The following is a 26,525-nucleotide window of genomic DNA, read 5'->3' on the forward strand; positions in this document are numbered from 1 at the left end:
GGTGGCAAGGGGGGTGATCAGGCCGAGCGGTACATGGCTTCGATTTGCTCGGCGTATTTCTGCTGCACAAGCTTGCGCTTGAGCTTCATGGTGGGCGTGAGCTCTTCGTCTTCGGCGGTGAGCTGGGTGTCGAGCAGGAAGAACTTCTTGATCTGCTCCACGCGGGCGAACTTCTTGTTCACCCGGTCGATCTCGCCCTGGATGAGCGCCTGCACCTCAGGCGCTCGCGTGAGGCTGGCGTAGTTGGAGAAGGGCACATCGTTGTCTTGTGCGTACTTCTCGACGTTTTCCTGGTCGATCATGATGATCACCGTCAGGTAGGGCCGCTTGTCGCCAATCACCACCGCGTCGGTGATGTAGGGCGAGAACTTCAGCTCGTTTTCCAGTTCGCTGGGGGTGATGTTCTTGCCCCCTGCGGTGATGATGATGTCCTTCATGCGGTCGGTGATGCGGAAAAACCCTTCCTCATCGACCACGCCCACATCGCCCGTGTGCAGCCAGCCATCGGCGTCGATGGTTTCGGCGGTTTTCTCGGGCAGGTTCAGGTAGCCCATGAACACGTTGGGCCCTCGCACCAGGATCTCGCCGGTGTCGGGCGCGATCTTCACCTCGTTGTAGGTGGCCGCCGGGCCAATGCTGCCCGGTTTGATGCGGTTCACCGGAATGCCGGTGGAGGCGCCGCAGGTCTCGGTCATGCCCCACACCTCCAGCATGGGCACGCCCAGGGCCAGGTACCAGCGCACCAGGTCGGGCGAGATGGGTGCTGCGCCAGTCACGAGGAAGCGCGCGCGGTGGATGCCAATGAGCTTGCGCACGTTGTCCAGCACCAGCACGCGCGCCAACTTGAAGCGCCAGCGCAGGCCAGACGGCACCGACTGGCCCTTCATGACGCGGTCGGCCACTTGCTCGCCCACGCCAATGGCCCAGGCATAGGCGGCTTGCTGAAGGCGGCCGGCCTCCTTGAGCGCGATCATCACGCCCGAATAGAACTTCTCCCACACGCGTGGCACGGCGGTGAACACCGTGGGCGCGATCTCGCGCACGTTCTCGGGCACGGTCTCGGGGTTTTCCACGAAGTTGAGCTTGGCGCCGGTGTAGAGCGAGAAGTACTCGCCGCCCATGCGCTCGGCGATGTGGCACAGCGGCAGGAAGCACATGCACTCGTCTTGCTCGTCGCGGGCGATCAAGGTGTTGTAGCCGCGCACGGTGTACACCAGGCCCTTGTGCGAATGCATGGCGCCCTTGGGCTTGCCGGTGGTGCCCGAGGTGTAGACCAGGATGGCCAGGTCATCGGGCTTCACCGCCTGCACGCGGCGCTCCAGCTCGCCCGGGTGCTCGGCGGCGTGGCGGCGGCCCAGCTCGCGCAGCTCGGCCAGGCTCATCACGCCGGGGTCGTGCAGGTCGCGCAGGCCCTCCATGTCGGCCACCACGATCTTCTTCAACAGCGGCAGGCGCTCGCGCACGGCCAGGGCCTTGTCGAGCTGCTCGTCGTCTTCCACGAACAGCACCGTGGTGCGCGAGTCTTCGCACAGGTACTGCACCTGCTCGGACGCGTCGGTGGGGTAGATGCCGTTGGCCACGCCGCCCGCGCTGAGCACGGCCAGGTCGCACAAGACCCATTCGATGGTGGTGTTGGACAGGATGGACGCCGTCTCGTGCGGCTCAAAGCCCAGTGCCATCAGGCCATGGGCGATTTCGCGCACCGCCTCGCCGGTCTGGTTCCAGGTCCAGCTTCGCCAGATGCCCAGGTCTTTCTGGCGCATCCACACGTTCGGCCCGCGCGCGCGCACGGCGTTCCAGAAGACGGCGGGGATGGTGTCGCCCGGCATGACGACTTGTGTCTGCGGCTGGATGTGGGAGAGGTCCCAGAGGTAGCTCATGGTCTCGTGTCTCGTCGTGGCGGGGTGGGGCTCAACGCCAGGTTTTCTTCTTCTTCCAGCGGCGGTCGGCCCGCACGCCTTCTTCCTTCATGCCCAGGTAGAACTCCTTGATGTCTTCTTTCTCGCGCAGGTTGGCGCAGGTGTCTTCCATCACGATGCGGCCGTTCTCCAGCACGTAGCCGTAGTCAGAGGCGTTCAAGGCCATGTTGGCGTTCTGCTCGACCAGCAAGATGGTGGTGCCGCGCTCGCGGTTGATGCGCACCACGATCTCGAAGATTTCTTTGGTGAGCTTCGGGCTCAGGCCCAGGCTGGGCTCGTCCAGCAGGATCAGGTCGGGGTTGGCCATGAGCGCGCGGCTGATGGCCAGCATCTGCTGCTGCCCGCCCGAGAGCAGGCCGGCGTCTTGTGCGGCGCGCTCGCGCAGGATGGGGAAGTAGTTGAACACTGCCTCCATGTCGCGCGCCACGCCGTCGCGGTCGTTGCGGGTGTAGGCGCCCATGAGCAGGTTGTCGCGCACCGACAGCAGCGGGAACACCTCGCGCCCCTCGGGCACGTGGCTCAGGCCCTGCTGCACGATGTGCGCGGGGTCTTGCGCGGTGATGTCCTGCCCCTTGAACTCCACCGTGCCCTTGCGCGGATCGATGATGCCGCTGATGGTCTTGAGGATGGTGGTCTTGCCCGCGCCGTTGGAGCCGAGCACCGTGGCGATCTCGCCGCGCCGCACCTGCAGGCTCACGCCGCGAATGGCCTTGATCGGGCCGTAGGCGCTCTCGACGTTGAGCAGCTTCAGAACGGGGGCGTCACTCGTGGGAACGCTCATGCGGTCACCTTTGCGTTTTCGCGGCGCAGGCTGGACACATCGTCCACCGTGCCCAGGTAGGCTTCGATCACACCGGGGTGGCTCTGCACCTCGGCGGGCGTGCCGGTGGCCAGCACCTGGCCCTGGCTCATGGCCAGCACCCGGTCGGACACCTTGGACACCAGGCCCATGTCGTGCTCGACCATGAGCACGGTGATGCCCAGTTCGTCCTTGATGTCGGTGATCCAGAAGGCCATGTCGTCGGTCTCTTCCACGTTCAGGCCGGAAGAGGGCTCGTCCAGCAACAGCAACTGCGGTTCGGTGCACAGGGCGCGCGCCAGTTCCACCACCTTGCGCACACCGTAGGGCAGGCCCGCCACCAGCGACTCGCGGTGGTGTTGAAGGTCCAGCAGGTCGATCACCTGTTCCACCTTCTCGCGCGCCTCGATCTCGGCCTGGCGCACCTTGCCGCTGAAGAACAGCTCTTGCAGCAGGTTGGTGCGGCGGTGGATGTGGCGGCCGATCAGCAGGTTCTGCAGCACGGTGGCGTGCTCGAACAGTTCGATGTTCTGGAAGGTGCGCGCAATGCCCAGTGAGGCGATCTTGTGCGGGGGCTGGCCGGTGAGGGGCAGGGTGCCACCTGGGCCGGCGTACTCGATGCTGCCGCTGGTGGGCGTGTAGATGCGGCTGATGAGGTTGAACACCGTGGTCTTGCCGGCGCCGTTGGGGCCGATCAGGGTGAACACCTCGCCGCGCTTGACGTCAAAGCTCACGTCGTTCACGGCCAGCACGCCGCCGAAGCGCACGCTGAGGTTACGGGCAGAGAGAAGGATGTCGCTCATGGTGGCTCACTTCAGGCGGTCGGACTTCTGGAACGACTTCTGCCGTTTGAACATGCCGCGTCGGTAGAAGGGGAAGAGCTGGAAGTAGGTGCGCACCTTGAGCCAGCGGCCGTACAGGCCCATGGGCTCGAACAGCACGAAGGCGATCAGCACCAGGCCGTACACCGTGCCCTGCAGGCCGGCGGCCTGGCCGATGGCCGCGGGCAGGAAGTCTTTGCCCAGCGAGATGAGCTGGGGCATCACGATCAGGAAGATCGCGCCCAGGAAGGCCCCGTGGATGGAGCCCAGGCCACCGATCACCACCATCAGCAGCAGGTCAATCGACTGGATGATGCCGAACTGGTCGGGCGAGAGAAACTGGATCTTGTGCGCGTACAGCGCCCCGCCAATGCCCGCCAGCGCGGCCGACAGCGCGAACGACAGCGTCTTGTAGCGCGCCAGGTGAATGCCCATGCTTTGCGCCGAGATCTCCGAATCGCGAATGGCCACGAAGGCCCGGCCCGTGGGCGAGCGCATCAGGTTCACGATGCCCAGCGTGGCGCCCACGCACACCACCAGGCACAGGCCGTAGAACTCCAGCGTGCTGTCCAGTTCCCAGCCCAGCAGTTGCGGTGCCTTCACCATCAGGCCGGCGTTGCCACCGGTGACGTGCTCCCAGCGCGCCAGCCCTTCCTCGACGATGAAGCCGAAGGCCAGCGTGGCCATGCCCAGGTAAATGCCTTTCACCCGCAGCGCCGGCAAGCCCACCACCATGCCCACGGCCGCCGCCAGCAGGCCGGCGCAGGCCAGGGCCAGCGGGAAGGGCAGGCCGGCGTTCACCATGATGGCCTGCGTGTACGCGCCCACGCCCAGAAAGGCCGCGTGGCCCAGCGAGAACAGGCCGGTGAAGCCCGCCAGCAGCATCAGGCCCAGGCCCACGATGGCGTAGATCAGCACGAAGGTGAGCTGCGCCAGCCAGTACTCGTCCATCAGCCAGGGCGCGGCCAGCAGCAGCAAGCCCAGCAGCCCGTACCAGAAGACGTGCCCGCCGTGCTTGGCCAGCCGGATGTCTTGGTCGTAGTCCGTCTTGAAAAGGAATCTCATGTCAGGTCAGGTCCTGTGCGGGCTGCTTGGGGCAGATCGCGGGTGAGAAAGGGAAAACCAGTGGGGTGGGGCGGTCAGACCTTTTTGCGCAGCTTCTCGCCGAACAGGCCGTTGGGCTTGAGCACCAGCATGATCAGCACCACGATGTAAGGCGCGATGTCCTTGAAGCCTTCCGGCAGGTAGAAGCCAGAGAGCGCCTCGACGATGCCGATGATCAGCCCGCCCACGATGGCGCCGGGCAGGCTGGTGAAGCCGCCCACCACCGCCGCCGGAAAGGCCTTCAGGCCAATGAAGCCCATGTTGGCGTGCACGAAGGTGATGGGTGCCAGCAGCAGACCCGCAATGGCCGCCACGCCCGCGGCTAGGCCCCACACCAGGCCATTGAGCCGCTTCACCGGAATGCCCATGTAATAGGCCGCGAGCTGGTTCTGCGACGCCGCCTGCATGGCGATGCCCAGCTTGCTGTAGCTGAACATGGCGAACAAGCCCAGGCACAGCACGGCCGTGGCACCGATCACCACGATCTGCTCGGCCGAGATCACCAGCGCGCCCATGTTCAGCACCTGGCCGGCATACGGCACCGGCAGCGTGTGGGTCTCGGTGCCGATGTTGGGAATCATGGTGATGAGGCCGCGCAGCACATAGCCCACGCCAATGGTCAGCATCACGATGGAGAAGGCCGGCTGCCCCAGGATGGGGCGCACCACCAGGCGCTCCAGCAGCACCCCGAACACGCCCATGCCGATGATGGCCGCCGGCACCGAGAGCCAGAACGGAAAGCCCAGCATCGTCATCGCGGCCAGGCCACCGAAGGCGCCCACCATCATCAGGTCGCCCTGCGCGAAGCTCACGGTTTCGGTGGCCTTGTAGATCAGCACGAAGCCCAGCGCGATGAGGCCGTAGATACAGCCTTGCGCCACGCCGCTGATCAGCAATTGCAGCAGTTGCACGAACGTGTCTCCTGTGAATTCTTGGTCTGCCTGCGCTTGTTCGCGGCCGAATGGCGCGCAACGATTGGCCTGGCTGCCGGGAGTTATAGCGGGGCATCTCATTGCATCCGCTAGGGGTTGTCCCGACTCGCGAATACCCGGTGTCACGTCAGCATCAGCCCATGGCGTCACCCCCTATGGACAAGCCTTCGGGTTTCACATCCACCCCCGAAATGGCCCCTGTGAACATCGAGCAATTGGATGGCATCTGGGTGATCACCCTCAGTCGCCCCGAGGTGCGCAACGCGGTGGACAGCCCCACTGCTCAAGCGTTGCACCGGGCCTTTCTGGCGTTTGATGACGACCCCCTGGCGCGCGTGGCCGTGTTCCATGGCGCGCACGGCCATTTCTGCGCTGGCTGGGACCTTCAGTTCGGGGCGCGCGTGGCCAGCAGCGGCGAGGCCTCGGCGCTGGGCGACCTGGATTTCGCCAGCGACGACCCGCGCGCCATCGGCCCCATGGGCCCCTCGCGCCTGCGCCTGCGCAAGCCGGTGATCGCCGCGGTGTCGGGCGCGGCCGTGGCCGGTGGCATGGAGTTGGCGCTGTGGTGCGATCTGCGCGTGATGGAAGACGATGCCTACTTCGGCGTGTACTGCCGCCGCTTCGGTGTGCCGCTCATTGATGGCGGCACCGTGCGCCTGCCCCGACTCATCGGCATGGGCCACGCGATGGACCTCATCCTCACCGGGCGCCAGGTCAAGGCCGACGAGGCCCTGCGTTTGGGCCTGGCCAACCGCGTGGTGCCCACGGGCCAGGCGCGCGAGGCCGCCGTGGCCCTGGCTCGGCAACTTGCTGCCTTTCCCCAGGCCACCATGCTGGCCGACCGCGAGAGCGCCTACGCGCAGTGGGACCTGCCGCTGGGAGAGGCCTTGCAGCAGGAATGGCAGCGCGGGCGCGAGCGCATTCCCGATGCGCTGCAAGGCGCGCAGCGTTTCGCGGCCGGGCAGGGGCGGCACGGCCGGTTCTGATCGCGCGGCGTTGATTGGCCCCAGCGCGCCGCGCGGGGCTTCCTAAGATCGCCGCCATGCGCGACCACCCGACCCTTCGCCCCGATGTGCTGGTGCTGCAGCACACCCTGGAAGACGGCCCCGGTTACCTGGGCCAATGGCTCGATGCCCACGGCGTGCGCTGGCAGGTTTGCTGCGCCGAAGCGGGCGAGGCTTACCCGGCCAGCGTGCGGCCCTACCGCGCCGTGGCGGTGCTGGGTGGCGAATGGAGCGCCAACGATGAGCGCGCCTCGCTGCGCCATGCCGAGGCCCTGATTCGCGAGGCCGATGCGCTGGGCCTGCCAGTGATCGGCCATTGCCTGGGCGGGCAGTTGCTGGCGCGCGCCTTCGGTGGCCAGGTGCAGCGCCTGCCCGTGCCCGAGATCGGCTGGTGCCCCATCGACATCGCCGACACCGCGCTGGCCCGCCAGTGGTTTGGCGCCACGCACCGCCCCACGGTGTACCAGTGGCACTACGACAACTTCACCACCCTGCCCGTGGGGGCCTTGCCGCTGGCCTCGTCGCCCGCCTGCGCGCACCAGGCCTTCGCGCTGGGGCCACACCTGGGCATGCAGTTCCACATCGAGATCACGCCCGCCAAGATCGACGCTTGGCTCGGCCACCCAGGGCCGGTGTACCCGCAGGCGATCGCGCGGCACCCCGACACGGTGCAGACACCTGAGGCCATGCGCGCCGCCACGGCTGCGCACCAGGCCAGCAGCCAGGCCCTGGCCGGCACGATCTACGCCGCCTGGCGCACGCGCTGGCGGCGCTGAACGCCGTGCTCAGGCGCCGCGCGGCGCGCTGTCCTTTGGAATGGGGCGCGGGCGGCCCTGGTCGTCGATGGCCACGTAGGTCAGGTTGGCCTCGGTCACCTTCACGTACTGGCCTTGGTCGGCCATGCGCTCGGCGTACACCTCCACCCGCACCGTGATGGACGTGTTGCCGATGCGCGTGACGTGGGCATAAAAGCTCAGCAGATCGCCCACGCGCACCGGTTGCTTGAAGATGAACTCGTTCACCGCCACAGTGGCCATGCGCCCGCGCACATAGCGCGCCGGCAGCACCGCGCCGGCCAAGTCCACCTGGGCCATCACCCAGCCGCCAAAGATGTCGCCATTGGCGTTGCAGTCGGCGGGCATGGGCACCACCTTCAGCACAAGTTCGCGGTCTTGCGGCAAATGGGTCTGGGTGGCGTGGGGTTCGGGTGACATGGGCACAATCTCCGTAAAGCCCGAATTTTCCTGCATGCGCCGCGAACTCTCCTCTTCACACCCGGCCTCCGCCGGCGTGTCTGCCAGCCCCGCCCCCCAACGCTCCGATTGGGCCACCCTCCAGCGCCTGCTGCCCTACCTCTGGCAATACAAGTGGCGCGTGGTGGCCGCACTGGCCTTCATGGTGGCCGCCAAGGTGGCCAACGTGGGCGTGCCCGTGCTGCTCAAGGAGCTGGTGGACGCCATGAGCATTCGCCCCGGCAGCGCCCAGGCGCTGCTGGTGGTGCCCGTGGGCCTGCTGCTGGCCTACGGCGGCTTGCGCCTGTCGAACAGCCTGTTCACCGAGCTGCGTGAGCTGGTGTTCGCCAAGGCCACCGAAGGCGCCACCCGCAGCATCGCGCTGCAGGTGTTTGGCCACCTGCACGCCCTGAGCCTGCGTTTTCACCTGGAGCGCCAGACCGGCGGCATGACGCGCGACATCGAGCGCGGCACGCGCGGCGTGCAGTCGCTCATCTCGTATTCGCTCTACAGCATCGTGCCCACCCTCATCGAGGTGGTGATGGTGCTCACCCTGCTGGGCACGAAGTTCGACATGGGCTACGTGTGGATCACCCTGGCCGCGCTGGTGCTCTACATCGCCTACACGGTCAGCGTCACCGAGTGGCGCACCCAGTTCCGTCGGCGCATGAACGAGCTGGAGTCCACCAGCCAGACCAAGGCCATCGATTCGCTGCTGAACTACGAGACCGTCAAGTACTTCAACAACGAGGCCTTCGAGGCCCGGCGCTACGACGAATCGCTGGAGAAGCTGCGCCGCGCGCGCCTGCTCAGCCAGAGCACGCTGTCCATGCTGAACGCGGGGCAGCAACTCATCATCGCCGTGGCCCTGGTGCTCATGTTGTGGCGCGCCACGCAGGGCGTGGCCAGCGGCGCGCTCACCCTGGGCGACCTGGTGATGATCAACGCCTTCATGATCCAGCTCTACATCCCGCTGGGCTTTCTGGGCGTGCTCTACCGCGAGATCAAGCAAAGCCTCACCGACCTGGACAAGATGTTCGTGCTGCTGGAGAAAGAGCGCGAGATCGCCGATGCCCCCGATGCCCAGCCCCTGCGCCTGAACGGGCCGCCGGCCGTGCGCTTCGAGAACGTGCGCTTCTCGTACGAGCCGGCGCGCGAGATCTTGCACGGCATCGACTTCACCATCCCGGCGGGCAAGACGGTGGCCGTGGTCGGCCCCTCGGGCTCGGGCAAGAGCACCTTGGCGCGCCTGCTCTACCGCTTCTACGACGTGAGCAACGCGGGCGATGGCCGCATCACCATCGATGGGCAGGACATTCGCCACGTCACGCAGGCCAGCGTGCGCCAGGCCATTGGTATCGTCCCGCAGGACACGGTGCTGTTCAACGACACCATCGAATACAACATCCTCTACGGCCGTCCCGAGGCTGGCCACGAGGCAGCGGTGGCGGCGGCCCAGGCGGCTCACATTCACGGGTTCATCGAGCGGCTGCCCCAGGGCTACCGCACCATGGTGGGCGAGCGTGGCCTCAAGCTCTCGGGTGGCGAGAAGCAGCGCGTGGCCATCGCCCGCACCCTGCTCAAGAACCCACCCATCCTCATCTTTGACGAGGCCACCAGTGCGCTCGATTCCGCCAACGAACGGGCCATTCAGGCCGAGCTGAAAAGCGCCGCCCGCAACAAGACCACCCTGGTCATTGCCCACCGCCTGTCCACCGTGGTGGACGCCCACGAGATCCTGGTGCTGGAGCACGGCCACATTGTCGAGCGCGGCACCCACGCGCAGTTGGTGGCGCGGGGTGGGGTGTACGCGGGGATGTGGGCTTTGCAGCAGGCGGGGGGTGAGGGTTCGCCTTCTTCTTCTGCTCAGTAGTGGGGGTTTCGCCCTCACGGGCGAGTCACTTTTCTTTGCCTTCTTTCTTTTGACGAAGCAAAAGAAAGAAGGTCGCCCGGGAGGGCGAAACCCCACCCACCTCCATACCGTCACCAAGCCCAAATCGAGCCCGCCGCATAATCCGCCCCCATGGAAACCAAGTGGCTGGAAGATTTCGTCAGTCTCGCGGAAACCCGCAGCTTCAGTCGGTCAGCGCAGTTGCGCCACGTGACCCAGCCCGCGTTTTCGCGCCGCATCCAGTCGCTGGAGGCCTGGGCCGGCACCGACCTGGTGGACCGCTCGTCCTACCCCACGCGGCTCACGCCCGCCGGCCAGACCCTCTACCAGCAGGCCCTGGAGATGCTGCAGGCCTTGCAGAGCACGCGCGCCATGCTGCGCGCCCACACCGCCGCCGCGCAGGACGTGATCGAGTTTGCCGTGCCGCACACGCTGGCCTTCACCTTCTTTCCGGCCTGGCTCAGTGGCCTGCGTGAGAGTTGCGGGCCGATCAAAAGCCGGCTGATCGCGCTGAACGTGCACGACGCGGTGCTGCGCCTGGTGGAAGGCAGTTGTGACCTGCTGATTGCCTATCACCACCCGGCGCACCCCATCCAACTGGACGCGGCGCGCTACGAAATGCTGCCGCTGGGCACCGAGTCGTTGGCGCCCTACACGCGCCCCACGGCGACGGGCGCGCCGCAATTTGCCTTGCCGGGCGCGGCCAGCCACCCCTTGCCGTATTTGGCCTACGCACCAGGCGCTTACCTGGGGCGGGTGGTGGACCAGATCATCAAGACCAGCCCCACGCCCGTGCACCTGGACCGGCAATACGAGACCGACATGGCCGAAGGCCTGAAGGCCATGGCGCTGGAAGGGCATGGCATCGCCTTTCTGCCCGCCAGCGCGGTGCGGGGCGAGTTGGCCTCTCGCCGCCTGGTGCCCGCCGGCGCCGGGCTGGACGCGCAGCTGGAAATCCGCATCTACCGCGACCGCACGGCGCATCGGCCGGTGAAGGGCACGGTGGACAAATTCTGGAACGATCTGGCGCAGCACCTGCAGCGCCACCCGGCCGGCAAGTCGGTTTGAGACAATCGGGGGCATGAACGCCGCCACCGCCCCCTCCGCTCCCGACACCCTCACCATCACCCGCCCCGACGACTGGCACCTGCACGTGCGCGACGGCGCCGCGCTGCACACCGTGGTGCCGCACACCGCGGCGCAGTTCGGCCGGGCCATCATCATGCCCAACCTCAAGCCGCCGGTGACCACCGCGGCCCAGGCCGTGGCCTACCGTGAGCGCATCCTGGCGGCGGTGCCCCATGGCGTGAATTTCCAGCCGCTCATGACGCTGTACCTCACCGACAACCTGCCGGCCGACGAGATCCGCCGTGCCAAGGACGCCGGCGTGGTGGCGCTCAAGCTCTACCCGGCTGGCGCCACCACCAACAGCGACGCCGGTGTCACCGACATCCGCAAGACCTACCGCACCCTGGAGGCCATGCAGCGCGAGGGCGTGCTGCTGCTGGTGCACGGCGAAGTCACCTCCAGCGACATTGACCTGTTCGACCGCGAAGCGGTGTTCATTGATCAGCAGCTCATTCCCCTGCGCCGCGACTTCCCCGAACTGAAGATCGTGATGGAGCACATCACCACCAAGGAAGCCGCCCAGTACGTGGCCGAGGCCGGCGCCCACACGGCCGCCACCATCACCGCCCACCACCTGCTCTACAACCGCAACGCCATCTTCACCGGCGGTATCCGCCCGCATTACTACTGCCTACCGGTGCTCAAGCGCGAAACCCACCGCCAAGCCCTGTTGGCCGCCGTGGCCAGCGGCAGCGACCGCTTCTTCCTGGGCACCGACAGCGCGCCCCACGCGGCCCACCTGAAAGAACACGCCGTGGGCTGCGCCGGTTGCTACACCGCGCACGCCGCCATCGAGATGTACGCCGAGGCCTTCGAGTCGGTGGGCGCGCTGGACAAGCTCGAGGCCTTCGCCAGCTTCCACGGCCCGGCCTTCTACAGCCTGCCACGCAACCAGGGCACCATCACCCTCAAGCGCGAGGCCTGGACGCCGCCCGAGAGCTTTGCCTTCGGCGACGCCGAACTCAAGCCCCTGCGCTCGGGCGAGGCGCTGCCCTGGCGACTGGTGGCCTGAGCCCGGCGGTGCAACGCATCGACTGGTCGGCCCCGTGGTTCGCGGCGGTGGCCGATGGCGGGCTGGCCTTGGAGAGCCTGAACGGGGCCGAGGTGGCGCCGCGCCTGAATGCCCTGGGCCACGCGCCGGTGCGCTTTGTGCCCCAGCAGGCCTTGCCTGACGGCGTGGCCTATGAGCAGTTCATCTTCGACACCGCCCAGGTGCCCACGCGCGACAACCTGCACGACCTGTTCAACGGCCTGGTCTGGCACCGCTTCCCGCTCACCAAGGTCGGCCTGAACCGCCGCCAGGCCCAGGCCATTGCCGAACTGGGGGGCGTGGGGCAGGTGCGCGGCCCGGTGCGCGACGCGCTCACGCTGTTCGACGAAAACGTGGCCCTGCTGCAGGCGCCGCCAGCCCTTTGGGCGGCGCTCCTGGCGCGCGACTGGCAGCGCCTGTTCGTGGATGGGCGCGGTCTTTGGCAGCAGGCGCGGATGGTGGTGTTCGGCCACGCGCTGATGGAAAAGCTGGTGCAGCCCTACAAGTCCATCACGGCCCATGTGCTCACCTGGGCCGTGCCCGAAGCGTTGGGCGCTGACCTCGCGGCATGGGACGCCTGGCTGGCCGGCGAGCTGGTTCGCCAGCCCCTGGTGCCCAAGCCCTTCACCCCACTGCCCGTGCTGGGCGTGCCCGGTTGGTGGCCCGAGAACGAGGCCCCCGATTTCTACGCCGACGTCACCGTCTTTCGCCCGCCGCGCCCCGCCCGCGCCTGACGCGGCGGCCCTTGAGATACGGCCGGGCGGGCGCATATTCCGTTCTCGGTATCATCCGCTGCCCCGAGGCCGGCCCGGGAACTGGCGCCCCGTTTTCAGGGTCGCAGTGGCCAGCCGGTGCAGGGTTGCACCGCCGACCATTCTGGAGAACACATGAAGCGCATCCTGTTGTTTGTTTTGACCAACGTCGCCGTGATGGCGGTGCTCATGGTCACCAGCCGCATTCTGGGCGTGGACCGTTTCCTCACCGCCAACGGCCTGAACATGACGGCCCTGGCCGGCTTCTCGCTGGTCATGGGTTTTGGTGGCGCCATCATCTCGCTGCTCATCAGCAAGCCGATGGCCAAGTTCAGCACCGGCGCCCACGTGATCGACCAGCCGCGCAACGCCGACGAGGCCTGGATCGTGGACACCGTGCGCCGTTTCGCCGACAAGGCCGGCATCGGCATGCCCGAGGTGGCCATCTACGAGGGCGAGCCCAACGCCTTTGCCACCGGCGCGTTCAAGAACTCGGCCCTGGTGGCGGTGTCGACCGGCCTGTTGCAGAACATGACTCGCGAAGAGGTGGAGGCCGTGATCGGCCATGAAGTGGCCCACGTGGCCAATGGCGACATGGTCACCATGACCCTGATCCAGGGCGTGATGAACACCTTCGTGGTGTTCCTCAGCCGCGTGATCGGCTACGCGGTGGACAGCTTCCTGCGCAAGGGCGACAGCGAGAACAGCGGCCCCGGCATCGGCTACATGGTCACCACCATCGTGCTGGACATCGTGCTGGGCTTCGTGGCCGCCATCATCGTGGCCTGGTTCAGCCGCCAGCGCGAGTTCCGGGCCGACGCTGGCGCCGCCCAGCTCATGGGCCGCAAGCAGCCCATGATCAACGCCCTGGCCCGTCTGGGTGGCTTGACCCCGGGCGAGCTGCCCAAGACCATGCAGGCCATGGGCATCACCGGCGGCCTGGGCAAGCTGTTCAGCACCCACCCGCCGATCGAAGAGCGCATTGCCGCTTTGCAGCAGAGCTAATGGCCGATGGCCAAACGCCTTTGGGCAACAAAAAGCCGCTCCAGGGAGCGGCTTTTTTGTGGGCGACGGGTGGCCTTAACGCGCGGGCTTGGCGGCCGGTGCGGCCGGTGCCTTGTAGCCCGTGCCATTGACCGTGAGGCCGTGGGTGGAGAGTTGTGCCGCGCGCTTGTCACCAATGCCAGGCACGCGCTGGATAAAGTCTTGCCAGTCTTTGAACGGGGCGCTTTTGCGCTCGCTCAAGATTCGGCTGGACGTGCTTGGCCCGATGCCCTTGATGCTGTCAAGATCGGCGGCCGTGGCCTTGTTCAGGTCAACGGCGGCAAAGCTGAGGTGGGCAGACAAGGCCAGGCACAGGCCCAGCAGGGTTTTGATCATGGAGTTCTCCCTTTGGGTTTTGCGCGTGAACGCTTCACGCCCGAAAAATATAGGTCAAAAGAGTTAATGAAAAATCCGGGTTTGCCCAGTTGGCGCGCGTGGCGCCATCGCCTAGCAGCGTTCGGGGTCGTGGCCGCATTGGCCGCTTGCTCCACCACGGCACCGGTGGATGAGGCCGCCGACGAGGCGGCGCAAGACGCCGCGCGGGCCACGCTGGCGGCTACCACCGAGCAGCTGTTGCGCCTGCCCGCGCCGCCCGCGCCGTGGCAGCCCTTGCCCTTGCCGGCCAAGCGCTTCGCCCCGTTTGAGGTGCAGGGCAATGCGCTGCGTGTTCGTGCCGACAGCTCGGTGAGCATTCTTCGGCAGCGCTTGCAGCCCGCGCTCACGCAGAAGGTGCTGCTCAGTTTTGACTGGAAGGTGGACGGCTTGCCTCGCCAGGCCGACCTGGCCGACGTGGACAAAACCGACTCGCCCGTGGGGGTGATGGTCGCCTTTGACGGCGACCGCAGCCGCTGGAGCCCGCGCACGCATCGCCTGTCTGACCTCACGCGCCTGCTCACGGGTGAAGAGCTGCCCTACGCCACGCTGGCCTATGTGTGGAGCGAGCAACACCCGCCGGGCACGGTGATTGCCAACCCGCGCACCGACCGCATCCGCAAGCTGGTGGTCGACTCGGGGAGATCGGGCATCGGCCAATGGCAGCACCACCGCCGAGATGTGCAAGCCGATTTCCGGCATGTGTTCGGCGAGGAGCCGGGGCCCATCACCTCGGTGGCCTTGATGACCGACACCGACAACACGCGCAGCCGGCTGACCGCCTGGTACGGCCCGTTGCGAATGGAGCAGGCGCCCGACTGACCAACGCGACGACTGGGGCGACCGAGGTGGCTGGTGGCCCCATCGTTCGGGGTTAAATCGGATGCGTGCTCTGGCACGCTTGCTGCATAGTCAGGGCTTCACAATTTTCAGGTGGGCCCAATGAAACTGCACTCTATCTGGTCACGCGCGGGTGTTTCGGTGGCAATGCTGGCGGCCTTGTCGACCCTGTCGGTCGGCGCGCAGGCCAAGACCTTCAAGTGGACGAGTTCCAGCGACATTCCCACGTGGGACATTCATTCGCAGAACAACGCGCTGTCCAACGGCATTCACGCGGCGGTGTACGAGTCGCTGGTGTACTACAACAGCAAGACCTTCAAGCCCGAGCCCGTGCTGGCCACCAGCTGGAAGCAGGTGTCGCCCACGCAGTTGCGGCTCACGCTGCGCACCGGTGTGAAGTTCCACGATGGTGCACCCTTCACGGCCGACGACGCGGTGTTCTCGATCGAGCGCGCCATGGCCAAGACCTCGAACTTTGGCATCTACGCGCAGGGCATCGACCGCGTGGTCAAGGTGGACAACAACACCATCGACATCTTCACCAAAGACCCCAACCCGGTGCTGCTCAACCAGCTCACCGAGCTGCGCATCATGAACAAGGCCTGGGCCGAGAAGAACCGCTCGACCGCGCCCAAGGACATCAAGACGCAGGACGAAAACTTCGCCCACCGCAACGCCAACGGCACCGGGCCCTTCATGTTGAAGGAATGGCAGCCTGACCAGAAGCTGGTGCTCACGCGCAACCCCGCCTGGTGGGGCAAGACCGAGGGCAACGTGACCGAGGTGGTGTACACGCCGGTCAAGTCCACCGCCACGCGCACCGCCGCGCTGCTCTCGGGCGAGGTGGACCTGGTGCTGGACCCCAGCCCGCAAGACCTGCCCCGCCTGCGCCAGGACCGCAACCTGAAGGTGATTGATGGGGTGGAGAACCGCACCATCTTCCTGGGCATGGACCAGTTCCGCGACGAGCTGCCGGGCAGCAACGTGAAGGGCAAGAACCCGCTCAAAGACCAGCGCGTGCGCCAGGCCCTGTACCAGGCCATCGACATGAACACCATCGCGCGCGTCACCCTGCGTGGCCTGGGCCAGCCCACGGGCGCGCTGGTAGCGCCGCAGGTCAACGGCTGGACCGAGGCCGTGCACAAGCGCCTGCCCTTTGACCCGGCCGCCTCGCAGAAGCTGCTGGCCGCCGCGGGCTACCCCAACGGCTTCGAGGTGGATTTCGCCTGCCCCAACAACCGCTACATCAACGACGAGGCGATCTGCCAGGCCGTCACCGCCATGTGGGCCAAGGTGGGCGTGAAAGCCAAGCTGCGCACGCTGCCGCTGGTGACCTACTTCCCCATGATCCAGCGCTACGAGGCCAGCATCTACATGCTGGGCTGGGGCGTACCCACGTTTGACGCGCTGTACAGCCTGCAATCGCTGGTGCGCTCGGTGGGCGCCGGTGGCGACGGCAACTACAACGTGGGCCGCTACAGCAACCCGCAGATGGACGCCCTGGTGGAGCGCACCAAGAAGGAAACCGACCTGAAGCTGCGCACCGAACTGCTGACCAAGGCCCTGGCCCTGCAAAACAGCGACGTGGCCCACATTCCGCTGCACAACCAGATCATTCCCTGGGCCATGAAGAAGAATGTCGAGGTGGTGCACCGCGCCGACAACCGCCTGGACTGGCGCCTGATCCAGGTGAAGTGACCATCGACCCTCGGGCGCCGTGGCCACACGGCGCCCTTTCGCGGACCTGAACGATGCTTGTGTTTGTTCTCCGGCGCCTGGTGCAGGCCGTGGTGGTGATGGCCAGCGTGGCGCTGATCGCGTTCATGCTCTTTCAGTACGTGGGCGACCCGGTGGTGTTCCTGCTGGGGCAGGACGCCACGCCCGAGCAGGTGCGCGAGCTGCGCGCCTCGCTCGGCCTGGACCAGCCCTTCATCGTGCAGTTCTGGCACTTCCTGGTGAACGCGGCGCAGGGCGAGTTCGGCATCAGCCTGCGCCAGGGCGCCAAGGTGTCCACCCTGATCGCCGAGCGCTTCCCCGCCACGCTGGAGCTGGCGCTGGTGGCCGCCTTTCTGGCGCTGCTGGTGGGCGTGCCCATGGGCATTTACGCGGCGCTCAAGCGCGGCAACTTCCTGAGCCAGGTCTTCATGACGATCTCGCTGCTGGGGGTGTCGCTGCCCACTTTCCTGATCGGCATTCTGCTGATCCTGGTGTTCTCTGTGCACCTGGGCTGGCTGCCCAGCTTCGGCCGTGGCGAGGTGGTGCGCGTGGGCGGCTGGACCAGCGGCCTCTTGCACCCCGACGGCTGGCAACACCTGGTGCTGCCGGCCATCACGCTGGCCATCTTCCAGCTCACGCTCATCATGCGGCTGGTGCGCGCCGAGATGCTGGAGGTGCTGCGCACCGACTACATCAAGTTCGCCCGCGCCCGTGGCCTCACCGACCGTGCCGTGCACTTCGGCCACGCGCTGAAGAACACCCTGGTGCCGGTGATGACCATCACCGGCCTGCAACTCGGCGGCCTGATTGCCTTTGCCATCATCACCGAGACGGTGTTCCAGTGGCCGGGCATGGGCCTGCTGTTCATCCAGGCCGTCACCTTTGCCGACATCCCGGTGATGGCGGCCTACCTGTGCCTGATCGCCCTGATCTTTGTGGTGATCAACCTCATCGTCGACTTGCTGTACTTCGTCGTTGACCCTCGCCTGAGCGTGGGCAAGGGCGGGGGCCACTGACCATGCCACTGCCGCGTTACAAGGTTCACGGCCGCGCGTTCGCGCAAATCGCCGCCTTCCACCCCGAGCTCACGGCCTTTCGCCGCGAGTTGCACGCCCACCCCGAGCTGGGCTTTGAAGAGCACTACACCGCGCAGCGCGTGGTGGAGTCGCTCAAGGCGTGCGGCGTGGACAGCGTGCACACCGGCATTGGCAAGACCGGTGTGGTGGCCACCATTCGCGGCCGCAGCGACACCCAGGGCCGCCTGATCGGCCTGCGCGCCGACATGGACGCCCTGCCCATGACCGAACAGAACGACTTTGCCTGGCGCTCCACCCGCGCCGGGCTGATGCACGGCTGCGGCCACGACGGCCACACCGCCATGCTGGTGGGGGCCGCGCGCTACCTGGCCGAAACGCGCCAGTTCGACGGCACCGCCGTGCTCATCTTCCAGCCCGGCGAGGAGGGCTTTGCCGGCGCCAAGGCCATGGTGGAAGACGGCCTGTTCGACCGCTTCCCGGTGGACTCTGTCTTTGCCATGCACAACTGGCCACAGATGCGCCCGGGCACGGTGGGCGTGAACCCAGGGCCCATGATGGCCTCGGCCGACCGCGTGACGATCGAGATTGCCGGCAAGGGCGGGCATGGTGCCCACCCCTACCAGACGGTGGACCCGGTGCTGGTGGCGGCGCACATCATCACGGCGGTGCAAAGCATCGTGTCGCGCAACGTGCGCGCCATCGACAGCGCGGTCATCAGCCTGTGCGCCATGCAGGCCGGCGACCTGGGCGCCTTCAGCGTGATTCCCGGCCAGGCCACCCTGGTGGGCACGGTGCGCACCTTCAACCCCGAGGTGCAGGCCATGGTGGAGCGCCGCCTGAACGAGGTCTGCTCAGGCGTGGCCCTGGGCCTGGGCGCCACCGCGCACGTGAAGTACGAACGCATCTACCCCGCCACCATCAACACCCAGAGCGAGGCGCACTTCGCGGCCGACGTGGCCCAGCGTCTGGTGGGCCACGAGCACGTGGACCGCAGCATGGACCCGAGCATGGGCGCGGAAGACTTCTCTTTCATGCTGCAGGTCAAGCCCGGCGCCTACCTGCGCCTGGGGCAGGGCGCCGACAACGGCGTGGGGAGCTGCTTCCTGCACAACGCCCGGTATGACTTCAACGACGAGGTCTTGCCCCTGGGTGCGGCCTTGCACGCCAGCCTCATCGAACAGGGCATGCCCCTGGCGGCCTGAGGCGATGCGCGCGCGTTTTCCCTTTCTTTGATGCAGGAGACCGGATGATCGATCGGCTGCGCCGTGCCTTCGACAGCGACCTGGGTTACAGCTTTCGCACCTCGCCCACCGCGGTGCTGGCGGCCGCCATTGCCCTGGTGTGCGTCTTCTGTGCGGTGTTCGCGCCCTGGGTGGCGCCGCACAACCCCTTTGACCTGGCCTCGCTTGACCTGATGAACGCCCGCCTGCCGCCCATGTGGAGCGAAGGTGGCAACCCATCGTTTGTGCTGGGCACCGACGACCAGGGGCGCGACATCCTCTCGGCCCTGATGTACGGCGCGCGCATCTCGCTGGCCGTGGGCCTGGCCTCGGTGGTCTTGTCGGTGGTGCTGGGTGTGGCGCTGGGGCTGCTGGCGGGCTTTCTGGGCGGCTGGGTCGATTCGCTGCTGATGCGCGTGTGCGACGTGATGCTGTCTTTTCCCGCCATCCTGGTGGCCTTGTTGATCGCCGGCGTGGGCCGGGTGCTGTTCCCCGAGGCGCACGAGTCGCTGGCCTTTGGCGTGCTGGTGGTGTCCATCACGCTCACCGGCTGGGTGCAGTACGCGCGCACCGTGCGCGGCAGCACGCTGGTGGAGCGCCAGAAGGAATACGTGCAGGCCGCCCGCGTCACTGGCGTGGCGCCGCTGCGCATCATGCGCCGCCACGTGCTGCCCAACGTGATGGGCCCGGTGCTGGTGCTGGCCACCATCCAGGTGGCCACGGCCATCATCACCGAGGCCACGCTCTCGTTTCTGGGGGTGGGGGCGCCGCCCACCTCGCCCTCGCTGGGCACGCTCATTCGCGTGGGCAACGACTACCTGTTCTCGGGCGAGTGGTGGATCACCATCTTTCCCGGCGTGATGCTGGTGCTGATCGCGCTGAGCGTGAACCTGCTCGGCGACTGGCTGCGCGATGCCCTCAACCCCCGTCTGCGCTGAGCGCACCCACTGCATGTCCTTGTTGCAAGTTCAGAACCTGGTGGTGGAATTCCCCACGCGGCGCGGCGTGTTGCGCGCGCTGGACGATGTGTCGTTTGACATTGCCCCGGGCGAGATCCTGGGCGTGGTGGGCGAATCGGGGGCGGGCAAGTCGCTCACCGGCGCGTCCATCATCGGCCTGCTGGAGCCGCCCGGCCGGGTGGCCTCGGGCCAGATCGTGCTGGACGGCCAGCGCATCGACCACCTGCCACCCGAGGCCATGCGCCGCATCCGCGGCCGCCAGATCGGGGCCATCTTTCAAGACCCGCTCACCTCGCTCAACCCGCTGTACTCGGTGGGGCGGCAACTCATCGAGACCATCACCACCCACTTGCCGGTGAGCCGCGCCGAGGCGCGCCGCCGCGCCATTGACCTGCTGAAAGACACCGGCATTCCCGCGGCCGAAGAACGCATCGACCACTACCCGCACCAGTTCAGCGGCGGCATGCGCCAGCGGGTGGTGATCGCGCTGGCGCTGGCGGCCGAGCCGCGCCTGATCGTGGCCGACGAGCCCACCACCGCGCTGGACGTGTCCATCCAGGCCCAGATCATTGGCCTGCTCAAGCGCATCTGCAAAGAGCGCGGCGCGGCGGTGATGCTCATCACCCACGACATGGGCGTGATCGCCGAAACCTGCGACCGCGTGGCCGTGATGTACGCCGGCCGCGTGGCCGAAATCGGCCCGGTGCACGAGGTGATCAACCAGCCGGCCCACCCCTACACCCGTGGCCTCATGGCCTGCATTCCCGACATGAGCGTGGACCGCGACCGCCTGCACCAGATCGACGGGGCCATGCCCCGCCTGAACGCCATTCCGCCCGGCTGCGCCTTCAACCCGCGTTGCGACCGCGTGTTTGACCGCTGCCGTTCGCAGCGCCCCGACCTGCTGCCGGCCGGCGCCACGCGCGCCGCCTGCTGGCTGCACGCTGCTCACGACGCAGGAGCGCGCGCATGAGCCCAGTGCCCACCCCCGGCCAGCCCCTGGTGCGCGCCACCGACCTGGCCAAGACCTTCGACGTATCGGCCCCCTGGCTCAACCGCGTGATCGAGCGCAAGCCGCGCCAGTTGCTGCGCGCGGTGGACGGCGTGTCGTTCGACATCGCCCGTGGCCAGACCCTGGCCCTGGTGGGCGAGTCGGGCTGCGGCAAGAGCACCGTGGCCCGCCTGCTGGTGGGCCTGTACGAGCCCACCCGGGGCGGCTTCGAGTTCGACGGCCAAGACGCCCACGCCGCCTTCAAGACGCCGGCCGGCCGCGTGCTGCGCCGGCGCATCCAGATGATTTTTCAAGACCCGTACGCCAGCCTCAACCCCCGCTGGCGGGTGGAAGACATCATCGCCGAGCCCCTGCGTGAGCACGGCATCGAGACCGACCCGGCGCGCCTGCGCGAGCGCGTGGACGCGCTGCTGCAATCGGTGGGCCTGTCGGGCCAAGACCGCGTGAAGTACCCGCACCAGTTCAGCGGCGGGCAGCGCCAGCGCATCTCGATCGCCCGCGCCCTGGCCACCCAGCCCGACTTCCTGGTGTGCGACGAGCCCACCAGCGCGCTGGACGTGTCGGTGCAGGCGCAGGTGCTCAACATCATGAAAGACCTGCAGCGCCAGCAGGGCCTGACCTACCTCTTCATCAGCCACAACCTCGCCGTGGTGCGCCACGTGAGCGACCAGGTGGGCGTGATGTACCTCGGCCGCCTGGTGGAACTGGCCGACAAGAAGACGCTGTTCGAGAGCCCGCGCCACCCTTACACGCGCATGCTGCTCGACGCCATTCCCAAAATGCACGACACCGGCAAGGCCCGCACCCCGGTGCAAGGCGAAGTGCCCAACCCCCTGAACCCACCCGCCGGCTGCGCCTTCAACCCGCGCTGCCCCCACGCCAACGACCGCTGCCGCCAGGAACGGCCCACCCTGCAGACCATCGGCGGCATCCGCGTGGCCTGCCACGCGGTGGAAGAAGGCAGGATCTGACGCGCTGACGCCTGGGCGTTGGCGTGGCTGATGGGTGCTCCCCTCCGCGAATGTCCCCCGGCCCGCTGCGCGGGCCTCCTCCTTTGTTTCGCTGCGGGAAGCCCCCCTCATCCCAGGGCATTTCTGGCGCGCGTGCCCCCAGCCGAGGATGCCGCGGCTTCGGCTCCGCCGAGCCGCAGGCATCGTCCCCCCTTCGGGGGGAAGCCGCGTCAGCGGCGCAGGGGGGCGTGTGACCTGTGCGCGAAGCGCACGGTCACGCGTACCGCTTGCTCCGCAAGTTGTCCTTCATCTCACTCAGCATGGGCTGCAGCTGCGGCCCGCCAATGCGCAGCGCCAGGCAAGTCACCACCACGTCGATGATCATCAGGTGCAGAAGCCGCGAGGTCATGGGGCTGTAGCGGTCATAGCCCTCCGGGTGGTCGGCCGCCAGGTGAAGGTGGCCAACCTTGGCCAACGGTGAGCCGCTGGCGGTGATGGTGATCACCGTGGCGCCGTGGCGGCGCGCAATGTCGGCCGCGTCCATCAGGTCTCGGGTGCGGCCCGAGTTCGAGATGATCACCACGCAATCGCCCGGCCTCAGCAGCGAGGCGCTCATCACCTGCATGTGGCCGTCGCTGTACGCGATGGCGTTGATGCCCAGGCGGAAGAACTTGTGTTGCGCGTCCTGCGCCACGATGCCCGAATTGCCCGCGCCGAAGAACTCGATGCGCCCGCGCTGGTGGTAGGTGGCCATGAGTGCGTCCACCGCCTGCTCAATGGCGTGGGTGGAGGCATCGTTACGGTATTTCAGAAACGCCGCCACCGTGTTGTCGATCACTTTCACCAGCACGTCGCTGGTCTTGTCGTCCACGTCCACGCTGCGGTGGATATAAGGCACGCCCTCGCTCACCGTGCCCATGAGCTTGAGCTTGAAGTCGCTCAACCCGTCGTAGCCCATGCTGCGGCAAAAGCGCACCACGGTGGGTTTGCTCACGTGGGCACGCTCGGCCAGCTCGCTCACGGGCAGGCTGGCAAAGCGGCGCGGGTCTTCCAGCACAAGCTGGGCCACGCGCTGCTCGGCCGGGGCCAGCGAGGACATGGAGGCGGTGATGCGGTCAAGCATGAGGGGCAATCGGATGGTCGCGGGTGCTGAAATTCTATTTCGCGCTCGTTTGATAATGGCGGCATGAACCAGCTCGACGCCCTCAAACAGTTCACCACCGTCGTGGCCGACACCGGCGACTTCCACCAGTTGGCCGCCTACGCGCCGCGCGACGCCACCACCAACCCCTCGCTCATCCTCAAGGCGGTGCAGAAGCCCGAGTACGCGCCACTGCTGGCCGACGCCGTGGCCCGTTACGGCAGCCAGGGCAAAGACGAGGTGATGAACCGCCTGCTGGTGCGATTTGGTTGCGAAATCCTGCGCCTGATTCCCGGCCGCGTGTCCACCGAAGTGGACGCCCGCCTGAGCTTTGACACCGCCGCCACCGTGGCGCGCGCGCGCCGCCTCATCGAGCTGTACCAGGCCGAGGGCGTGGCCCGCGAGCGCGTGCTCATCAAGATCGCCTCCACCTGGGAAGGCATCCAGGCCGCGGCCCAACTGGAGCGCGAGGGCATCCGCACCAACCTCACCCTGCTGTTCAGCTTCTGCCAGGCCGTGGCCTGCGGCCAGGCCAAGGTGCAGCTGATCTCGCCCTTCGTGGGCCGCATCTACGACTGGTACAAAAAGCAGGCCGGTGCCACCTGGGACGAAGCCGCCATGGCCGGCGCCAACGACCCCGGCGTGTTGTCCGTCAAGCGCATCTACAACCACTACAAGAAGCACGGCATCGCCACCGAGGTGATGGGCGCGAGCTTCCGCAACGTGGGCCAGATCACCGCCCTGGCCGGCTGCGACCTGCTCACCATCAGCCCCGACCTGCTGGCCCAACTCGCCGCCACCGAGGCCCCATTGGCCAAGGCCCTCGACGCCCAGGCCGCCCAGGCCATGGACCTGCCACCCGTGCAATACAACGAAGCCAGCTTCCGATTCGCCCTGAACGAAGACGCCATGGCCACCGAAAAGCTCGCCGAAGGCATCCGCGCCTTCGTGGCCGACACCGTCAAGCTCGAAGGCATGATGAAGTAAGCCCCTCAGGCCCGCCCAATGAAAAAACCCCGCGAGGTGACTCGCGGGGTTTTTTCTTGCGGTTGGCAGGAGCGAATCAACGCCCCTTCGACGCAGCGTGAGGCGCCAGGCCAAGGCGCAAGGGCGCAGACAGCGGCAGCGCCACGGCACACGGTGGTTCGTTTGCCCAATGAAAAAACCCCGCGAGGCAACCCGCGGGGTTTTTTTTTGCGGTCGGCACGAGCGAATCAACGCCTCTTCGACGCAGCATGAGGCGCCAGGCCAAGGCGCAAGGGCGCAGACAGTGGCAGCGCCACGGCAAGCCCTTGCAACGCCGGCATGGCGTCTCAGGCAAGGAGCAATTACATGCCCATGCCGCCCATGCCGCCCATGTCCGGCATCCCACCGCCAGCGGCGGGCGCATCGTCCTTCGGGGCCTCGGCCACCATGGCTTCGGTGGTCAGCAGCAGGGAAGCCACGGATGCGGCGTTCTGCAGGGCGGTGCGGGTCACCTTGGTCGGGTCCAGGATGCCCATTTCGATCATGTCGCCGTAGGTGTCGTTGGCGGCGTTGAAGCCAAAGTTGCCCTTGCCTTCCAGCACCTTGTTCACCACCACCGAGGGCTCGCCACCGGCGTTGGCCACGATCTCGCGCAGGGGGGCCTCGATGGCCTTGAGCACCAGCTTGATGCCGGCGTCTTGGTCAGCGTTGTCGCCCTTGACTTCACCAATGGCTTGCTTGGCGCGCAGCAGGGCCACGCCACCGCCGGCCACGATGCCTTCTTCCACAGCAGCGCGGGTGGCGTGCAGGGCGTCTTCCACGCGGGCCTTCTTTTCCTTCATCTCGACTTCGGTGGCGGCACCGACCTTGATGACGGCCACGCCGCCGGCCAGCTTGGCCACGCGCTCTTGCAGCTTCTCGCGGTCGTAGTCGCTGGTGGCTTCTTCGATCTGCACGCGGATTTGCTTGACGCGGGCTTCGATGTCCTGGGCAGCGCCAGCACCGTCGATGATGGTGGTGTTTTCCTTGCCCACTTCGATGCGCTTGGCCTGGCCCAGGTCGGCCAGGGTCACCTTCTCGAGGGTCAGGCCCACTTCTTCGGCGATCACCTTGCCACCGGTCAGGATGGCGATGTCTTCCAGCATGGCCTTGCGACGGTCGCCGAAGCCAGGGGCCTTCACGGCCACGACCTTCAGGATGCCGCGGATGGTGTTCACCACCAGGGTGGCCAGGGCTTCGCCCTCGACGTCTTCGGCAATGATCAGCAGCGGACGGCCGGCCTTGGCGACTTGCTCCAGGGTGGGCAGCAGGTCACGGATGTTGCTGATCTTCTTGTCGAACAGCAGCACGAAGGGGTTGTCCAGCAGGGCGGCCTGCTTTTCGGGGTTGTTGATGAAGTAGGGCGACAGGTAGCCGCGGTCAAACTGCATGCCCTCGACCACGTCGAGTTCGTTCTGCAGGGACTTGCCGTCTTCAACGGTGATCACGCCTTCCTTGCCGACCTTGTCCATGGCGTTGGCGATGATTTCGCCGATGGACGTGTCGCTGTTGGCGGAGATGGAGCCAACCTGAGCGATTTCCTTGCTGGTGGTGGTGGGCTTGGAGGCCTTCTTCAGCTCGGCGATCAGGGCTTCCACGGCCTTGTCGATGCCGCGCTTCAGGTCCATGGGGTTCAGGCCGGCGGCCACGTACTTGGAGCCTTCGCGCACGATGGCCTGGGCCAGCACGGTGGCGGTGGTGGTGCCGTCACCAGCGTTGTCGCTGGTCTTGGAGGCCACTTCCTTCACGAGCTGGGCGCCCATGTTCTGCAGCTTGTCCTTCAGTTCGATTTCCTTGGCCACGGACACGCCGTCCTTGGTCACGGTGGGGGCGCCGAACGAGCGCTCCAGCACCACGTTGCGGCCCTTGGGGCCCAGGGTGACCTTGACCGCGTTGGCCAGGATGTTCACGCCTTCAACCATGCGGGCGCGGGCTTCGCCGCCGAAAACTACGTCTTTTGCTGCCATTTGATGACTCCGGATTCAGTGAGAAAGAGGGGGAATGCGATCGGAAATTACTTCTCGATCACGGCGAACAGGTCGTCTTCCTTCATGACGAGCAGTTCATTGCCGTCAACCTTGACGGTCTGGCCGCTGTACTTGCCGAACAGGACGCGGTCGCCGACCTTCACGTTCATGGCCAGCAGCTCGCCCTTGTCGTTCTTCTTGCCGGGGCCGACCGCCAGCACTTCACCCTGGTCGGGCTTCTCGGCAGCGGCGTCGGGGATCACGATGCCCGAGGCGGTCTTGGTTTCGCTGTCAATGCGCTTGACGATCACGCGATCGGCGAGAGGACGAAGGTTCATTGCATCTCCTGAAATGGACGGTTTGGTGAAGGGGATACCCGGCGGAACCGCCGGGCCTTGGCGAGGTGTTAGCACTCATCGCCAGCGAGTGCTAATCATAAGGGCGGGCCATGGCGTTTTCAAGACAGGCCATGCCGACTTTTTGTCGATGCCCGTGTTTGCACCGGCATGCCCAAGGCCCGGTGTGGCCGTCAATCGGCCCTTGGCGCCTTGCTGATAGCTGACGACACAGGCCAAAGGCCCGGGAGCATGAAGGGGGAAATCGCTGCCGAAAACGGTGCTTACGCAATCAAATTGTGAGCGTCTGAATGA

At 66.8% G+C, this 26,525-nt stretch carries 25 protein-coding genes; 15 read left to right on the top strand and 10 right to left on the bottom strand.

The features are described 5' to 3' along the window. Positions 1-17 precede the first annotated feature (17 nt). From ACE3RQ_RS06245 to ACE3RQ_RS06265, 5 genes are all read right to left on the bottom strand, one after another. Positions 18-1,880, bottom strand: coding sequence for a long-chain fatty acid--CoA ligase (locus ACE3RQ_RS06245; protein ID WP_374520991.1), 1,863 nt, complete (start codon positions 1,878-1,880; stop codon positions 18-20). A 31-nt stretch (positions 1,881-1,911) separates the two neighbouring features. Continuing rightward, positions 1,912-2,700 (bottom strand): ABC transporter ATP-binding protein, encoded by a 789-nt coding sequence (locus ACE3RQ_RS06250; protein ID WP_374520993.1) that lies wholly within the window; start codon positions 2,698-2,700, stop codon positions 1,912-1,914. Further along, a complete protein-coding gene (locus ACE3RQ_RS06255) occupies positions 2,697-3,521 on the bottom strand; it encodes an ABC transporter ATP-binding protein (protein WP_374520995.1) in 825 nt (274 codons plus the stop codon). Before ACE3RQ_RS06255 ends, ACE3RQ_RS06250 begins: the two co-directional genes overlap by 4 nt. Before the next feature lie 6 nt (positions 3,522-3,527). After that, a complete protein-coding gene (locus ACE3RQ_RS06260; protein WP_374520997.1) occupies positions 3,528-4,604 on the bottom strand; it encodes a branched-chain amino acid ABC transporter permease in 1,077 nt (358 codons plus the stop codon). Between the two features lie 74 nt (positions 4,605-4,678). After that, on the bottom strand, positions 4,679-5,554 hold the full coding sequence (locus ACE3RQ_RS06265) for a branched-chain amino acid ABC transporter permease (protein WP_374520999.1): 876 nt from the start codon (positions 5,552-5,554) through the stop codon (positions 4,679-4,681). Between the two features lie 212 nt (positions 5,555-5,766). Here ACE3RQ_RS06265 and ACE3RQ_RS06270 point away from each other — a divergent pair, with 212 nt between their 5' ends. Together ACE3RQ_RS06270 and ACE3RQ_RS06275 are read left to right on the top strand one after the other, a co-directional pair. Further along, positions 5,767-6,561 (top strand): crotonase/enoyl-CoA hydratase family protein, encoded by a 795-nt coding sequence (locus ACE3RQ_RS06270; protein WP_374521001.1) that lies wholly within the window; start codon positions 5,767-5,769, stop codon positions 6,559-6,561. A 56-nt stretch (positions 6,562-6,617) separates the two neighbouring features. Then, the gene (locus ACE3RQ_RS06275) at positions 6,618-7,355 is read left to right on the top strand and encodes a type 1 glutamine amidotransferase (RefSeq protein WP_374521003.1); all 738 of its coding nucleotides are present in this window, start codon (positions 6,618-6,620) and stop codon (positions 7,353-7,355) included. A 9-nt stretch (positions 7,356-7,364) separates the two neighbouring features. Here the strand turns inward: ACE3RQ_RS06275 and ACE3RQ_RS06280 are convergent, their stop codons facing one another. Next, complete coding sequence (locus tag ACE3RQ_RS06280; RefSeq protein ID WP_374521005.1) at positions 7,365-7,793, bottom strand: acyl-CoA thioesterase; 429 nt, start codon at positions 7,791-7,793, stop codon at positions 7,365-7,367. Positions 7,794-7,827: 34 nt separating this feature from the next. Between ACE3RQ_RS06280 and ACE3RQ_RS06285 the strand changes: the two genes are divergently transcribed. The 5 genes from ACE3RQ_RS06285 to htpX all read left to right on the top strand — a co-directional run bounded on the left by ACE3RQ_RS06285 (position 7,828) and on the right by htpX (position 13,617). Then, a complete protein-coding gene (locus ACE3RQ_RS06285) occupies positions 7,828-9,684 on the top strand; it encodes an ABC transporter ATP-binding protein/permease (protein WP_374521007.1) in 1,857 nt (618 codons plus the stop codon). Between the two features lie 150 nt (positions 9,685-9,834). Beyond that, positions 9,835-10,770 (top strand): LysR substrate-binding domain-containing protein, encoded by a 936-nt coding sequence (locus ACE3RQ_RS06290; RefSeq protein WP_374521009.1) that lies wholly within the window; start codon positions 9,835-9,837, stop codon positions 10,768-10,770. 13 nt (positions 10,771-10,783) lie between these two features. After that, the gene (gene pyrC, locus ACE3RQ_RS06295; protein ID WP_374521011.1) at positions 10,784-11,842 is read left to right on the top strand and encodes a dihydroorotase; all 1,059 of its coding nucleotides are present in this window, start codon (positions 10,784-10,786) and stop codon (positions 11,840-11,842) included. 8 nt (positions 11,843-11,850) lie between these two features. Further along, positions 11,851-12,594 (top strand): DUF3025 domain-containing protein, encoded by a 744-nt coding sequence (locus ACE3RQ_RS06300; protein WP_374521013.1) that lies wholly within the window; start codon positions 11,851-11,853, stop codon positions 12,592-12,594. 153 nt (positions 12,595-12,747) lie between these two features. Further along, positions 12,748-13,617, top strand: a complete 870-nt coding sequence (htpX, locus tag ACE3RQ_RS06305) for a protease HtpX (protein ID WP_374521015.1) — start codon at positions 12,748-12,750, stop codon at positions 13,615-13,617. A gap of 75 nt (positions 13,618-13,692) precedes the next feature. Here htpX and ACE3RQ_RS06310 read toward each other — a convergent pair whose 3' ends face one another. Beyond that, positions 13,693-13,992, bottom strand: a complete 300-nt coding sequence (locus ACE3RQ_RS06310) for a ComEA family DNA-binding protein (RefSeq protein ID WP_374521017.1) — start codon at positions 13,990-13,992, stop codon at positions 13,693-13,695. A 129-nt stretch (positions 13,993-14,121) separates the two neighbouring features. Between ACE3RQ_RS06310 and ACE3RQ_RS06315 the strand changes: the two genes are divergently transcribed. The 7 genes from ACE3RQ_RS06315 (at position 14,122) to ACE3RQ_RS06345 (ending at position 21,783) form a co-directional block, all read left to right on the top strand. After that, positions 14,122-14,850 carry a DUF3047 domain-containing protein gene (locus ACE3RQ_RS06315; RefSeq protein ID WP_374521019.1) on the top strand — a complete coding sequence of 243 codons (729 nt, stop codon included), beginning with the start codon at positions 14,122-14,124 and terminating at the stop codon, positions 14,848-14,850. 165 nt (positions 14,851-15,015) lie between these two features. Continuing rightward, positions 15,016-16,566: an ABC transporter substrate-binding protein gene (locus tag ACE3RQ_RS06320; RefSeq protein ID WP_374521202.1), complete on the top strand. Its 1,551-nt coding sequence runs from the start codon at positions 15,016-15,018 to the stop codon at positions 16,564-16,566. 53 nt (positions 16,567-16,619) lie between these two features. Further along, positions 16,620-17,600, top strand: coding sequence for an ABC transporter permease (locus ACE3RQ_RS06325; RefSeq protein ID WP_374521021.1), 981 nt, complete (start codon positions 16,620-16,622; stop codon positions 17,598-17,600). A 2-nt stretch (positions 17,601-17,602) separates the two neighbouring features. Then, positions 17,603-18,823, top strand: coding sequence for a M20 aminoacylase family protein (locus tag ACE3RQ_RS06330; protein ID WP_374521023.1), 1,221 nt, complete (start codon positions 17,603-17,605; stop codon positions 18,821-18,823). Positions 18,824-18,867: 44 nt separating this feature from the next. After that, positions 18,868-19,779: an ABC transporter permease gene (locus ACE3RQ_RS06335; RefSeq protein WP_374521025.1), complete on the top strand. Its 912-nt coding sequence runs from the start codon at positions 18,868-18,870 to the stop codon at positions 19,777-19,779. A gap of 13 nt (positions 19,780-19,792) precedes the next feature. Continuing rightward, positions 19,793-20,773, top strand: coding sequence for an ABC transporter ATP-binding protein (locus tag ACE3RQ_RS06340; RefSeq protein WP_374521027.1), 981 nt, complete (start codon positions 19,793-19,795; stop codon positions 20,771-20,773). Next, the gene (locus ACE3RQ_RS06345) at positions 20,770-21,783 is read left to right on the top strand and encodes an ABC transporter ATP-binding protein (RefSeq protein ID WP_374521029.1); all 1,014 of its coding nucleotides are present in this window, start codon (positions 20,770-20,772) and stop codon (positions 21,781-21,783) included. The genes ACE3RQ_RS06340 and ACE3RQ_RS06345 overlap by 4 nt, the downstream gene beginning before the upstream one ends. Positions 21,784-22,036: 253 nt before the next feature. On the opposite strand, the gene ACE3RQ_RS06350 is transcribed toward ACE3RQ_RS06345, so the two are convergent. After that, entirely contained in the window at positions 22,037-22,885 is an 849-nt protein-coding gene (locus tag ACE3RQ_RS06350; protein WP_374521031.1) for a MurR/RpiR family transcriptional regulator, read from the bottom strand. A 63-nt stretch (positions 22,886-22,948) separates the two neighbouring features. Between ACE3RQ_RS06350 and tal the strand changes: the two genes are divergently transcribed. Continuing rightward, entirely contained in the window at positions 22,949-23,890 is a 942-nt protein-coding gene (gene tal / locus ACE3RQ_RS06355) for a transaldolase (protein ID WP_374521033.1), read from the top strand. Positions 23,891-24,231: 341 nt separating this feature from the next. Here tal and groL read toward each other — a convergent pair whose 3' ends face one another. Together groL and groES are read right to left on the bottom strand one after the other, a co-directional pair. After that, positions 24,232-25,875, bottom strand: coding sequence for a chaperonin GroEL (gene groL, locus ACE3RQ_RS06360; protein WP_374521035.1), 1,644 nt, complete (start codon positions 25,873-25,875; stop codon positions 24,232-24,234). 47 nt (positions 25,876-25,922) lie between these two features. Next, a complete protein-coding gene (gene groES / locus ACE3RQ_RS06365; protein ID WP_374521037.1) occupies positions 25,923-26,213 on the bottom strand; it encodes a co-chaperone GroES in 291 nt (96 codons plus the stop codon). Between the last annotated feature and the right edge of the window lie 312 nt (positions 26,214-26,525).

This window comes from Hydrogenophaga sp. (assembly GCF_041913525.1).
Lineage (GTDB): Bacteria > Pseudomonadota > Gammaproteobacteria > Burkholderiales > Burkholderiaceae_C > Hydrogenophaga.

Coding starts and splice junctions, on each gene's coding strand:
- ACE3RQ_RS06275 (WP_374521003.1), top strand. CDS start 6,618: ATGCGCGACCACCCGACCCTTCGCCCCGATGTGCTGGTGCTGCAGCAC.
- ACE3RQ_RS06260 (WP_374520997.1), bottom strand. CDS start 4,604: ATGAGATTCCTTTTCAAGACGGACTACGACCAAGACATCCGGCTGGCC.
- ACE3RQ_RS06335 (WP_374521025.1), top strand. CDS start 18,868: ATGATCGATCGGCTGCGCCGTGCCTTCGACAGCGACCTGGGTTACAGC.
- ACE3RQ_RS06350 (WP_374521031.1), bottom strand. CDS start 22,885: ATGCTTGACCGCATCACCGCCTCCATGTCCTCGCTGGCCCCGGCCGAG.
- ACE3RQ_RS06310 (WP_374521017.1), bottom strand. CDS start 13,992: ATGATCAAAACCCTGCTGGGCCTGTGCCTGGCCTTGTCTGCCCACCTC.
- ACE3RQ_RS06340 (WP_374521027.1), top strand. CDS start 19,793: ATGTCCTTGTTGCAAGTTCAGAACCTGGTGGTGGAATTCCCCACGCGG.
- ACE3RQ_RS06280 (WP_374521005.1), bottom strand. CDS start 7,793: ATGTCACCCGAACCCCACGCCACCCAGACCCATTTGCCGCAAGACCGC.
- ACE3RQ_RS06330 (WP_374521023.1), top strand. CDS start 17,603: ATGCCACTGCCGCGTTACAAGGTTCACGGCCGCGCGTTCGCGCAAATC.
- htpX (WP_374521015.1), top strand. CDS start 12,748: ATGAAGCGCATCCTGTTGTTTGTTTTGACCAACGTCGCCGTGATGGCG.
- groES (WP_374521037.1), bottom strand. CDS start 26,213: ATGAACCTTCGTCCTCTCGCCGATCGCGTGATCGTCAAGCGCATTGAC.
- ACE3RQ_RS06250 (WP_374520993.1), bottom strand. CDS start 2,700: ATGAGCGTTCCCACGAGTGACGCCCCCGTTCTGAAGCTGCTCAACGTC.
- tal (WP_374521033.1), top strand. CDS start 22,949: ATGAACCAGCTCGACGCCCTCAAACAGTTCACCACCGTCGTGGCCGAC.
- ACE3RQ_RS06270 (WP_374521001.1), top strand. CDS start 5,767: ATGGCCCCTGTGAACATCGAGCAATTGGATGGCATCTGGGTGATCACC.
- ACE3RQ_RS06285 (WP_374521007.1), top strand. CDS start 7,828: ATGCGCCGCGAACTCTCCTCTTCACACCCGGCCTCCGCCGGCGTGTCT.
- ACE3RQ_RS06345 (WP_374521029.1), top strand. CDS start 20,770: ATGAGCCCAGTGCCCACCCCCGGCCAGCCCCTGGTGCGCGCCACCGAC.
- pyrC (WP_374521011.1), top strand. CDS start 10,784: ATGAACGCCGCCACCGCCCCCTCCGCTCCCGACACCCTCACCATCACC.
- ACE3RQ_RS06290 (WP_374521009.1), top strand. CDS start 9,835: ATGGAAACCAAGTGGCTGGAAGATTTCGTCAGTCTCGCGGAAACCCGC.
- ACE3RQ_RS06245 (WP_374520991.1), bottom strand. CDS start 1,880: ATGAGCTACCTCTGGGACCTCTCCCACATCCAGCCGCAGACACAAGTC.
- ACE3RQ_RS06255 (WP_374520995.1), bottom strand. CDS start 3,521: ATGAGCGACATCCTTCTCTCTGCCCGTAACCTCAGCGTGCGCTTCGGC.
- ACE3RQ_RS06325 (WP_374521021.1), top strand. CDS start 16,620: ATGCTTGTGTTTGTTCTCCGGCGCCTGGTGCAGGCCGTGGTGGTGATG.
- groL (WP_374521035.1), bottom strand. CDS start 25,875: ATGGCAGCAAAAGACGTAGTTTTCGGCGGCGAAGCCCGCGCCCGCATG.
- ACE3RQ_RS06320 (WP_374521202.1), top strand. CDS start 15,016: ATGCTGGCGGCCTTGTCGACCCTGTCGGTCGGCGCGCAGGCCAAGACC.